This is a genomic window from Myxococcus sp. AM011 (genome assembly GCF_013372595.1).
Taxonomy (GTDB): Bacteria; Myxococcota; Myxococcia; order Myxococcales; family Myxococcaceae; genus Myxococcus; species Myxococcus eversor.
In genome coordinates this window covers 18726-29433 of sequence record NZ_JABXEM010000133.1, presented here as the reverse complement: position 1 = coordinate 29433, position 10708 = coordinate 18726, and the positions used below count along the sequence as shown (strand labels likewise).

10 protein-coding genes are annotated in these 10708 nt (G+C 68.5%); 6 read left to right on the top strand and 4 right to left on the bottom strand.

Annotated features, from left to right (window positions below):
• Window positions 1-157 precede the first annotated feature (157 nt).
• Window positions 158-823 carry a hypothetical protein gene (locus HUW62_RS26025; protein ID WP_163867995.1) on the bottom strand — a complete coding sequence of 222 codons (666 nt, stop codon included), beginning with the start codon at window positions 821-823 and terminating at the stop codon, window positions 158-160.
• A gap of 96 nt (window positions 824-919) precedes the next feature.
• Here HUW62_RS26025 and HUW62_RS26020 point away from each other — a divergent pair, with 96 nt between their 5' ends.
• A complete protein-coding gene (locus HUW62_RS26020; RefSeq protein WP_163867996.1) occupies window positions 920-1576 on the top strand; it encodes an MBL fold metallo-hydrolase in 657 nt (218 codons plus the stop codon).
• A 7-nt stretch (window positions 1577-1583) separates the two neighbouring features.
• Complete coding sequence (locus HUW62_RS26015) at window positions 1584-2519, top strand: hypothetical protein (protein ID WP_176435928.1); 936 nt, start codon at window positions 1584-1586, stop codon at window positions 2517-2519.
• A gap of 22 nt (window positions 2520-2541) precedes the next feature.
• On the opposite strand, the gene HUW62_RS26010 is transcribed toward HUW62_RS26015, so the two are convergent.
• Both HUW62_RS26010 and HUW62_RS26005 read right to left on the bottom strand, forming a co-directional pair.
• Complete coding sequence (locus HUW62_RS26010; protein ID WP_176435927.1) at window positions 2542-4680, bottom strand: hypothetical protein; 2139 nt, start codon at window positions 4678-4680, stop codon at window positions 2542-2544.
• Window positions 4681-4786: 106 nt separating this feature from the next.
• Window positions 4787-5524 (bottom strand): M50 family metallopeptidase, encoded by a 738-nt coding sequence (locus HUW62_RS26005; RefSeq protein WP_163867999.1) that lies wholly within the window; start codon window positions 5522-5524, stop codon window positions 4787-4789.
• A gap of 140 nt (window positions 5525-5664) precedes the next feature.
• Between HUW62_RS26005 and HUW62_RS26000 the strand changes: the two genes are divergently transcribed.
• The 3 genes from HUW62_RS26000 to HUW62_RS25990 are packed head-to-tail and all read left to right on the top strand — an operon-like array spanning window position 5665 to window position 9478.
• Complete coding sequence (locus tag HUW62_RS26000) at window positions 5665-7842, top strand: S46 family peptidase (RefSeq protein WP_163868000.1); 2178 nt, start codon at window positions 5665-5667, stop codon at window positions 7840-7842.
• Window positions 7842-8501: a hypothetical protein gene (locus tag HUW62_RS25995; RefSeq protein WP_163868001.1), complete on the top strand. Its 660-nt coding sequence runs from the start codon at window positions 7842-7844 to the stop codon at window positions 8499-8501. Before HUW62_RS26000 ends, HUW62_RS25995 begins: the two co-directional genes overlap by 1 nt.
• Before the next feature lie 50 nt (window positions 8502-8551).
• Window positions 8552-9478 (top strand): ADP-ribosylglycohydrolase family protein, encoded by a 927-nt coding sequence (locus tag HUW62_RS25990; protein WP_176435926.1) that lies wholly within the window; start codon window positions 8552-8554, stop codon window positions 9476-9478.
• 11 nt (window positions 9479-9489) lie between these two features.
• Here the strand turns inward: HUW62_RS25990 and HUW62_RS25985 are convergent, their stop codons facing one another.
• A complete protein-coding gene (locus HUW62_RS25985; protein ID WP_163868068.1) occupies window positions 9490-9999 on the bottom strand; it encodes an RNA polymerase sigma factor in 510 nt (169 codons plus the stop codon).
• 237 nt (window positions 10000-10236) lie between these two features.
• Here HUW62_RS25985 and HUW62_RS25980 point away from each other — a divergent pair, with 237 nt between their 5' ends.
• Window positions 10237-10683, top strand: a complete 447-nt coding sequence (locus tag HUW62_RS25980) for a hypothetical protein (RefSeq protein WP_176435925.1) — start codon at window positions 10237-10239, stop codon at window positions 10681-10683.
• The last annotated feature ends 25 nt before the right edge of the window (window positions 10684-10708 follow it).

Below are 10708 nucleotides of genomic sequence, written 5' to 3'. Positions count from 1 at the left end.
GGTGCGGGTAGGACACGACGCCCGGTTGGCTCCCGGAAGGCTCCGACCAGGTGGGGCGGGGTGGGCTTGCTCCCTTGCCTGGGCTTCGACGCGGCGCGCAGCGGGCCTGGCGCGACGGCTCAGCGCCGCCGCTGTTCTTCCAGCCCGTCGCGCGCGTTCAGGGCGTCGCCTTGGGTGCCTTGCCCCAGTTGCCGTCCTTGAAGATGCGCACGCCCTTGCCGCCGCCGCCTCCAATCATGCCGGGGATGGTGGCCTGGATGGGCTTGCCACCGGGAGGCTGGTAGACGACCCGTGCCTTGCGCGCGGACGGAATCGAGGCGTGGGTGGTGTCGATCAGCAGGTAGACCGCCTTGCCGTCGGACTGGATGCGGTCGGTGTCGTGCTTGTGGCTCAGCTCGGCCAGGAGCTCCCCGTCATCGATGGTGCTCGCCTCGTTTCCGAGCAGCCGTACCTTCACGCGCAGCCACGTCTGGGCACTGCCACCTTCGGACGCGTAGTCGCGCATGCCCTGGATGATGACGGCCAGGTCCGCGCCGTTGCCAGGAGCGCCCTGCGCCAGCCGCAGTCCGGTCTGCTTGCTGTTGTCCGTGTCGATCAGCAGCGTGGCGTTGGCGCAGCGGCTCTTGCACTCCTCGCCCCACGGCTCCTTGTCGAAGCGCAGGCGCATGGCGAAGTCGCTGCCCTGGGGGGCGATGACGGCGTCGACGACGACGGGCCGCTCACCGTCCACGGGAGCCGTGTATTTGAAGGTGGACCGTTCCTTGGCGACGACGCTCGAGCCGGCGAGGAGGGTGCAGACGAGCAACGGCAATGAGCGCTTCACGGGGTGTGGACCTCCGAGGAAAAGACGTCCATTCAAGAGGGAAGAAGCCGTGGCAGCAAGTCTCAAGCGTTAGAGTCTTCCTGGGAGGTGTGAGAGATGCGGATTCCCTACGTGCGCCAGCTCAAGCTGGGGCCCATGGACAACTTCGTCTACCTGGTGGGCGCGGCGGACTCGCCCGACGTCGTGGTGGTGGACCCGGCGTGGGACGTCGATGCGATTGAGCGCGCGGTGGCGGAGGACGGCAAGCGGCTCGCGGGAGCGTTCGTCTCGCACTGCCACTTCGACCACATCAACGGACTGCCAGATTTGCTGTCGCGGCACGACGTGCCCGTCTATGCGCAGCGCGCGGAGGTGGAGTTCTCCGCGGAGCTGCGCGAGCTGAAGGACGCGCTGCGCCCGCTGGGGCCTGGCGACGCGGTTCCCGTGGGCTCCGAGGTGTTCCAGGCGCTGCACACGCCGGGGCACACGCCGGGCTCGCACTGCCTGTTGGCCGGTGATGCGCTCGTGTCCGGGGACACGCTGTTCATCAACGGCTGCGGCCGGTGCGACATGAGCGGTGGAGACCCGGAGGCGATGTACCGCTCGCTGTCGCAGGTGTTGCTCAAGGTCCCGGACTCGACGCGGCTGTGCCCGGGGCACGACTACGCGGACGTGCCGGTGGCGTCCCTGGGCGACGTGCGTCAGACGAACCCGTACTTCGCCTTCCCCGACGTGGCCTCGTTCGTCGCGTTCCGGATGCGCCCCAGGAAGTGAGCACGCAGTGAAGAAGACGAGTGAGCTGACGGACGCGGAGTTCCTGCGCGACGCCTACATCCAGGAGGGCGTGAGCCCTGTCCCAGGGGTGGTCATCGCCGCCTGCACGGTGGGGGACGACTACGACAATCCCGGCAATCGCATCGGCGTGCGCAGGGATGGCGCGTGGCTGGAGTTCGAGGTGTCCGGTGAGGCGGTCCTCTCCGTGGATGCCACCGAGGCGGGACTGGCCTACGTCCTCGGAGAGAACGGGATGGTGATTCGCTTCGATTGGAAGACGCCGCGGACCAGGGATGAGCTGAAGGCCTCCCGCAAGGTGTTCAGGAACAAGGCCGTCGAGGACCTCGGGCCGCTGCGCCGGCTCCGCGTCTTGGGGAACGACGTCGTCTGTGTGGGCTCGGTGGGTCAGGCCTACGTGCTGGGCAAGGCGCGCTTCAGCACGCTGCCCCAGCTCACCGTCGACGGAGAGGACGTCACCCTCGAAGACCTCACGGGCCACGGTCGCGACGACTTCATGGCCGTCACCTCCGAGGGGCATCTGGCGCATTTCGATGGAAAGCGCTGGCGCCGCATCCCGCTTCCCCTGGAGACGGGCTTCAATGGTGTGTGCACGCTGAAAGACGGCTATGCCCTCTGCGGAAATGAGGGAGCCGTCCTGATGGGAAGCGGCGACGACTGGCGCGTCATCCGGCCCCCGGACACCGAGCGCGAGTACTACGGCATCGCGACGTACCAGGACCACGTCTACGCGGCGCACCTGGGCGGTATCGACCGCGTGGTCGGCGACAAGCTGAAGCGCATGGTCATCGCGAAGGCGGACTCGCTGCGCTTCACCGGGCTGCGCGGCGCCCAGGACGGCGTGTGGGCGCTCGCGGACCGGACCATCGGTTGGATTCACGATGACCGGTGGCACACCGTGGCGGCCGAAGCCCCCTCCGAGTGAGCAGGGGGCCGATGGAGCCCGGTTATGGGCGCTGCTGGGCGAACATCCAATCCCAGAATGCGACGTTCTCGTACGTGGGCGTGCTGAAGTCGGTGCCCTGTGGGTGCACGGTGAATCGCAGGGGAGACGTCCCCGCGGCATAGGCCCCTGCCTGGGTGGACCAGGTGTCGTTGGTGGCGTTGAACACGTACGTGAGCGTCGCGGCGGGCGCGGCGAAGGTCAGGTACTGGTCCCATCCGTACGCCTTCGTCAGGCCGCGCAGCCAGGAGTGCTGGGCCGTCCACGCGTCGGCCGTCTGCCAGGAGTCCACCATCCACACGGGGACGTTGAGCAACTGGGTAATCGCGGGGCCGGGGGCGCCCAGGTTGGCGCCCACCGGTGCGAGCGCCGCGATGCGGTTGCCATGGCTGTTGCCATAGTTCCACGCACCGGAGCCGCCCAGCACGCGGCCCGTGACGTAGATGCGCGACGGGTCCACGCGGTAGTTGGCGACGATGAAGTCGACCAGCGCGTTGAGCTGCGTGACGTTCCAGTTCGAGGAGGTGCGCGGCGCGAAGACCATGGCCTGCTGGGTTCCGAAGTACGTCTTCCAGGTGGGGTTGTCGCGGATGAGCTTGAGCGGGCCGTAGCGCGACACCACTTCCACGAGCTGGGCCTCGGTGCTCGTGGTGCCCGCCTCACCGGAGTCGTGGAGCTGGAGCACCAGCGGATAGGTCGTCGTCGGCGACGTCAGGTAGCCCGGGGGCAGGTACTCCGCGTAGGCGTAGGAGGTGCCGGTGGCGCTCGTCAGTCGGCCGATGACCTGGTTCTCGGTGGTGATGGGCAGGCCCGGCGTGGACACGCGGTAGGTGGCGGTGACGGTGGTGGCCGCAGCGGGCATGGTCAGCGTCGTCGTCGCGGACGTGGTGCTGGCCACCGTGGCGCCGGTCCACTGGTCGAACACGTAGCCGGACGCGGGCGCATCCGCGGTGATGGTGACTTGCGTTCCGCTGGCGTACTGGCCGTCGCCCGAGCCGCTGTTGACGGTGAGCGTGTACTGCGTGGGCGAGGACACGCGATAGGTGGCGGTGACGGTGGTGGCCGCCGCGGGCATGGTCAGCGTCGTAGTCGCGGACGTGGTGCTGGCCACGGTGGCGCCGGTCCACTGGTCGAACACGTAGCCGGATGCCGGAGCGTCGGCGGTGATGGTGACCTGCGTGCCGCTGGTGTACTGGCCGTCACCCGAGCCGCTGTTGACGGTGAGCGTGTACTGCGTGGGCGGCGTCCCGCCGCGCTGCTGCGCCAGCATCCAGTCCCAGAACGACTGCGTGCTGTAGGACTCCGACCAGCCGGTGTGCGCCGAGCCGGGAATCACGATGAGCCGAGCCGCGGCCGACCCCGTGCTCACCGCGCCCGCCTGTGACGTCCACAGCTTCGTCGTCTTGTCGAACAGGTACGTCAGCGTCTGCGTGCTGTTGGTGACGCTGACCATCTGGGTCACGTTGTAGTTCTTGGTGTAGCCGATCAGCCAGGACTGCTGCGCGGCGACCTCGCCGTAGCTGCTCGACGCCCAGACGGGAACATCATTGAGAGCGGTGATGGTGGGTCCCGGCGCGCCGATGTTGGTGGCGAACGGGGCGATGGCCGCCAGCTCGGTGCCGTAGAGATTCGCGTACCGCCACGTCCCCCAGCCGCCCATGCTCAGGCCCGTCAGGTACACGCGAGTGGGGTCCACCCGGTAGTTGGCGACGATGAACTGCACGAACGGACGCAGCTCCGTGGGCGAGTAGTTGTCCAGGCTCTGCGGCGTGAAGACCATCACCTGCTTCGTGCCGAAGTACGTCTTCCACGTGGCGCTCGTGCGGATGTTGGCGAGCGCGCCGTGCCGCGTGGTGATGTCGTACAGCTGCGCCTCCGTCGTCGCCTGACCCAGCTCCCCCATGCCGTTGAGATGGATGATGGCCGGGTAGGTCTGGGTCGAAGTCAGATATCCCGGAGGCAGGTACTCGGAATACCCGAGAGTGGCTCCCGAGGCGCTCGGCAGGCGGGTGACAATCTGGTTCTCCACGGTGAAGCTGACCGCGGAGCGCTGCGCGTCGAACTCCTGGGAGGACGTCTCTTCGGGGGCGGGACCACACGCCGCCAGGACCGCCACGGCGACGCTGAGTACGACGCTTCTCATGGAACACCTCTCGAGCGGGGAGTACGACCTCACTCACTCTAGTAGGCGTTTTGTAATTGTCCCGGGATTGCGTTTGTTTCGCAATGACCACGCATGGCCAGTTGACTCAGGCCCGTCGTGTGCGGGTGCCCACGGGGGGCATCTGGAGGCCCTTGGGCCTGGCGTGCATGGACCACCAGGCCGCGACGGCCAAGAGTCCCACGGCCATCAGCGTCCACAGGGCGGCCCACACCACGGAGGGCACGTAGGTGACGTCGGCGAGCAGGGCCGCGTCGCTCTGCGCGCGCACCGTGCTGTTCCAGAGGTCGGAGCGCAGGTCGAACAGCACGTACAGCGCGGTGAAGGCGGCGATGAAGAGGTTCACCAGGTCCACCGCGCCATCCGGCAGCCACTTCGCGCACGCGCCGAGGACGACGGCGGTGCCCACGCAGAAGGCCAGGGTGAAGAGGTCGCCTCCATACAGGAGGCCCATGATGACGAGCCACGCGGAGGCGGCCACCAGCACGCCCCGGCGGAGCTGGAACCGGAAGGTGGCGATGAGCAGCCCTGCGCCAGCCACCGCGCTTCCCAGGTAGCCCGCCGAGTACAGGACGACCTGGCGCAGCATGCCCGGTGGGAGGCGGGACATACACAAGCCCCCCTCGTCGGCCATGAGGTGGATGCGGTCCACGGACCCACCCAGGAGCAGGGTGGCGAGCGCGTGCCCGCTCTCGTGCATCATCACCACCAGCACCTTGAGAGGCCACAGGACGGGCGAGTCCCAGAAGAACCAGCCGACCCCCAGCATGACGAGCAGGAGGGCCAGGCGGCCGAAGTCGAGCTTTGCTCCGCTGGCGGTCCTCATCGTTTTCCGGGCCTCCCCTCCATCAGACACCCCAACACTTAAGCTCGGTCCCTCTTCCCAGGAAACTCCTGGCATGCCGCGAAGCGTCGGACACACCGTGGGAGTCGCGTGCGGGCGCCGGACGGGGTAGGGAGGACTCCATGAAGAAAGCCCTCCTTCTGCTCTCGCTCGTGGCTGCCCCGGCTCTGGCCGGGGAAGGAAAGTGGACCCCCCAGCAGGTGCTGGACCTGGACCCGGCGTGGTTGCGCGCCCAGGGACTCCAGGTCTCACCCAAGAAGCTCTGGGACCCCAAGCGCGGCACCGGCCTGCTCGCGGGCGCGGTGAACGTGGGGGGCTGCACTGGCGCCTTCATCTCCTCCACCGGCCTGGTCATCACCAACCACCACTGTGCCTTCGGCGTCATCCAGGAGCACAGCACGCCCCAACGCGACCTCATCACCCAGGGCTTCCTGGCCTCGGAGCGCAAGGACGAGCTGCCCGGCAAGGGCGCGCGGGTGCAGGTGCCTCGCAGCTTCACGGACGTGACGGCGCAGGTGCTGGCCGCGGTGCCGCAGGGCGCGGACGACCTGGTCCGCTACAAGGCCATCGAGCGCAAGCAGAAGGAGCTGGTGGCCGAGTGCGAGAAGCGCCCCGCCACGCGCTGCCAGGTGTCCACGTTCGACAGCGGCGTCAACTACACGCTGGTGGACGCGGTGGAGCTGGTGGACGTGCGGCTCGTGTACGCGCCGCCGCGCGCGGTGGGCGAGTACGGTGGCGAGGAGGACAACTGGATGTGGCCGCGCCACACCGGTGACTTCGCCATCCTCCGCGCGTACAGCGCGCCGGACGGTTCCTCCGCGCCGTACAGCGAGAAGAACGTGCCCTTCAAGGCGGAGTTCTTCTTCCCGCTGGCCACCGAGGGCGTGAAGCCGGGCGACTTCGTGATGGTGCTCGGCTACCCGGGCCGCACCTACCGCGCGCTGCTCGCGGAGGAGTTCGCGGAGCGCCAGTCGCGGCTGTACCCGCGCATGCGCGACGTGTTCGGCGAGGCCATCCGCATCCTGGAGGAGGAAGGGGAGAAGGACCCGGCCGGCAAGATCGCCGTCGCGTCCACCGTCAAGGGACTGCACAACGTGTACAAGAACGCGGGCGGGCAGCTCGCGGGGCTCAAGCGCGGCAAGCTGGTGGAGAAGCAGCACCAGGCCGAAGCGGACGTCGCTGCCTGGGCCGGGAAGAACGGCGCGAAGTGGGCGAGCGCCCTGACGGCCCGCGACGCGCTGCTGGCCGAGCAGAAGGCGAACACGAAGGTGTTCGAGCGCGAGTTCCTGCTCGGGGCGACGCCTCGGCTGGCCCGGGGCCCGGCGCTGGCGGTGACGCTGTCGCGGCTGGCGGCGGAGCGCGCGAAGCCGGACCTGGAGCGCCGTCCGGAGTACATGGACCGCGAGCAGGCGCGCATCAAGGACCGCCTGGAGCGCGAGCAGAAGAACGTGTTCGTCCCGGCCGAGAAGAAGCTGCTCATCGCCTACGTGAAGCGCGCGCAGGCGCTGGGGGCGGACGAGCGCATCGCCGCCGTGGACAAGCACTTCGGCAAGGTGTTCGTGGAGAAGGACGTCGCGGCGAAGGTGGACTCGCTCTACGCCGTCACCCAGGTGCTGACGCTGGCCGAGCGCATGAAGATGGCGACGGAGACGGTGGCGCAGCTGGAGGCGCGCAAGGACCCGATGCTGGCGTTCGGCCTGGACCTGGCGCGGGAGCTGGAGGCGCTGGATGACGTGGGAGACCGCCGCCAGGGTATGTCGCTGCGGCTGCGTCCGGACTGGCGCAAGGCGGTGCTGGCGCATGCGGGCAAGCCGGTGGCGCCGGATGCGAACGGGACGCTGCGGGTGACGTTCGCCAAGGTGCAGGGCTACTCGCCGCGCGACGGGGCCGTGTACACGCCGCAGACGACGCTCTCGGGCATGCTGGAGAAGCACACGGGCGAGGAGCCCTTCGACGTGCCCGAGCGCGTGTCGAAGGTCGCCGAGTCCAAGCGGTATGGCGCGTGGGCGGACAAGAAGCTGAAGGACGTGCCGGTGAACTTCCTGGCGGACGCGGACACGACGGGCGGCAACTCCGGCAGTCCCACGGTGAACGGCAAGGGGCAGCTGGTGGGCGTCAACTTCGACCGCGTCTGGGAGAATGTGGCCAACGACTTCGGGTACAACCCGGACGTGGCCCGCAACGTCAACGTGGACGTGCGGTATGTCTTGTGGATGTTGGACCAGGTGGAGAACGCGGACACGCTCTTGAGGGAGCTGGGCGTGCGCAAGGGCCCGCCGGTGGCGGGGGAGACGCGCTGATGACAGACCCGGCGGACGCTGCTCCGCCCCTGCCCACCTTCCGGCCGGAAGAGCAGGTGTGCGGCAATTGCAAGCTGTGGAGCCCTCACTCGGTGGAAGAGCGCCGGGGCTGGGTGGGGCCGTGTCGGCTCCAGTCCTCGCGGGGCATGTTCCCGCCGTCCGCCCCCATCTGTGACAAGTACGCGCCCCGAGGCACGGCCGTGGCCCCGGCGGCGCACTCTCCCTCGCGAGAGCGCACCGCGCGCAGCGTGGCCCCGGTGGTGATTCGCCGCCGGGTGGACCCCAACGAAGTCGTGGACCTGGAAGGGCTGAGCATGACGCGTGAAGAGCTGATGGACATCTTCCGGGAGGCGTCTGGCCTGATGGACGCGCCCCCGCTCGCGGGCAAGTGGGAGGGCGGCACGGTGCGCCTGGTTCCGGCCAACCCGGAGCTGCAGGCCAAGGACCTGCCCATCGACAGCCTGTTCCACAAGGTCGTCATGGTGCGCGACAGGCTCCGGGTGCTCGAGCAGAAGCTCAACGCGCACCCGAAGCTGTCCGACGCGGAGAAGGTGGAGATGCAGAGCTACATCACCCGCGTGTACGGCTCGCTCACCAACTTCAACGTCCTCTTCAAGGACAAGGGTGACCAGTTCGTCGGCGCGAAGGGTGATGAGTAGTCAATAGTGTCCATTTGACACGAAGATGGCGCCGGGTGTTGACTGGCGCCATGTCCTCGACTGGAAGACCGGCGGACCACGCGGAGCGGATGTCGCGAGCCCTGTTGTCGTTGGAGGGGCTCTCCGTGGGGGATGGCTTTGGGGAGCGGTTCTTCGCGGCCCGGAGCCTGGTGGCGGAGTGGGTGGAGGCTCGCAGGCCTCCTTCCGCGCCGTGGCCGTACACGGACGACACGGAGATGGCGCTCTCCGTCGTCCAGGTGCTCGACGAGCACGGGCAGGTGGAGCAGGAGCGGCTCGCGCGGCTCTTCGGCACGCGCTACCGCGCCAATCGCTACCGGGGCTATGGCGGCACGGCGCTGGATATCCTGGAGCGCATCCACCTGGGGATGCACTGGCTGCCCGCGTCGTCCCAGGTGTTCGACGGCACGGGGTCCAAGGGCAACGGCGCGGCGATGCGCGTGGCGCCGCTGGGTGCGTACTTCGCGGGAGACTTGCGGCGCGCGGCGGATGAGGCGCGGCTGTCCGCGGAGGTGACGCATTACCATCCAGATGGGCAGGCGGGCGCCATGGCCGTCGCGGTGGCGGCGGCGTGGGCCTGTCAGGACGCGGCGACGCGTGGGCCCGCGCGGAACCTCTTCGACGTGGTGCTGGAGTACACGCCGAACGGGGCCACCCGGCGCGGGCTGGAGAAGGCTCGGGGCTGGTCGTTGGAGACGACACCGACGGCGGCGGCGAAGGAGCTGGGCAGTGGCTTCCGGGTGCTGTCGGAGGACACGGTGCCCTTCGTGGTGTGGTGTGCGGTGCGGCACATGGAGCACTACGAGGACGCGCTGTGGTCCACGGTGTCCGGGCGGGGTGACATGGACACGACGTGCGCCATGGTGGGCGGCATCGTCGTGCTCGTCACGGGCAGGGCGGCGATTCCCGCGTCGTGGCTGGAGGCTCGCGAGATGCTCCAACTGCGAGCGCTGGAGTAGCGCCGTGTGCCTCAGGGGTGTTGGCCGCGCTCTTCCATGAGGCCGAAGGTGCGTTGCCGGGCGCGGTGCAGGGTGCTCTTCACGGTGCCTTCGGGGATGCGCAGCAGGCGGGCGATTTCGGGGTAGCTCAGCCCGCGCACTTCGCGCAGGTGGAGGACCTGACGCTGCTGCTCGTTGATCTCCTGCATGGCGTCGGTGAAGTGGCGTTGCAGCTCCGCGCCCGCGGCCTGGACTTCGGGCGTGAGGGGCTCGGAGGGTTCGAGGCTCAAGCGCTCGCGGCGCTTGCGTGCGCGCAGCCAGTTGATGCTGCTGTTGACCATGACGCGGTGGAGCCACGTGGTCCAGGCAGCGCGTCCGCCGTAGCCTGGAGACTTCCAGGCGAGCCGGGCGAAGACGTCCTGCACCACGTCCTCCGCATCGTCCGCGTCGCCGACGATGCGGCGGGCGATGGCGAGAGCGCGGGCACGGTGCTCGTTGTAGAGCTGAGTGAGAGGCGGGAGGTCGATGGCGGCGGCGTGCATCACGGGTGGGCTCCTGAACACCCCAGCGGGGACCTCCTCTGGAACGAACCGGCCGCGAAAAGGGTCTATCCGCCCGCGACGGTGGGATTTTTTCACCGCGTGTCTTGAGGGTACGGACACCGGCCCGGAGCGGGTTTCCGCTCATACTTCAGGGCATGAAGGTGGGTAGGCTCACGGTGTCCCGTTCCGCGCTTCGGAACGGCCGCGGTGACGCCGCCTGACTCCGATGAGGCCGACATGGCGTACTTCGATGACTTGGCGCCGTGTTCATATTTTCCAGCAGGGCAGGACAGCCTGCTGGCGGTGGGGTGGCTCGAGCAGGGGCACTTATTCACGCAGGGCCTGGTGAATGAGGACGTCTTCGAAGCGCTCGTCCGGCTGTGCGTGAATCCATGGCAGCCCGTGGCGTTCGCGGGTCGACACGCGTGCGCGCTGTGCCGGTTCTCGGGCGGACCGGGGGCGTTGGTGTACCGCGACATGACGGTGTCATTCGGGGGCGCGAACGTCTTCATCCCTGGAACAGAGCGCGTCTTCGTCGCACCGACGTTGGTCGTGCACTACATCGACGCGCACGGGTACGCACCGCCACGCGAGTTCCTGGATGCGGTGATGGGCTGTCCGGAGATGCGCTCCCTGGCGTACCTCAAGGCGCTGAAGGCGCGAGGGCTCACTGCCTTCAGGTGATGTGCCCGTGCTTCCGCGATCCATC

Excerpts from the sequence above, each read along its gene's own strand:
- HUW62_RS26000 (WP_163868000.1), top strand. The coding sequence starts at position 5,665 with ATGAAGAAAGCCCTCCTTCTGCTCTCGCTCGTGGCTGCCCCGGCTCTG.
- HUW62_RS25990 (WP_176435926.1), top strand. The coding sequence starts at position 8,552 with ATGTCCTCGACTGGAAGACCGGCGGACCACGCGGAGCGGATGTCGCGA.
- HUW62_RS26020 (WP_163867996.1), top strand. The coding sequence starts at position 920 with ATGCGGATTCCCTACGTGCGCCAGCTCAAGCTGGGGCCCATGGACAAC.
- HUW62_RS25980 (WP_176435925.1), top strand. The coding sequence starts at position 10,237 with ATGGCGTACTTCGATGACTTGGCGCCGTGTTCATATTTTCCAGCAGGG.
- HUW62_RS26010 (WP_176435927.1), bottom strand. The coding sequence starts at position 4,680 with ATGAGAAGCGTCGTACTCAGCGTCGCCGTGGCGGTCCTGGCGGCGTGT.
- HUW62_RS25995 (WP_163868001.1), top strand. The coding sequence starts at position 7,842 with ATGACAGACCCGGCGGACGCTGCTCCGCCCCTGCCCACCTTCCGGCCG.
- HUW62_RS25985 (WP_163868068.1), bottom strand. The coding sequence starts at position 9,999 with ATGCACGCCGCCGCCATCGACCTCCCGCCTCTCACTCAGCTCTACAAC.
- HUW62_RS26005 (WP_163867999.1), bottom strand. The coding sequence starts at position 5,524 with ATGAGGACCGCCAGCGGAGCAAAGCTCGACTTCGGCCGCCTGGCCCTC.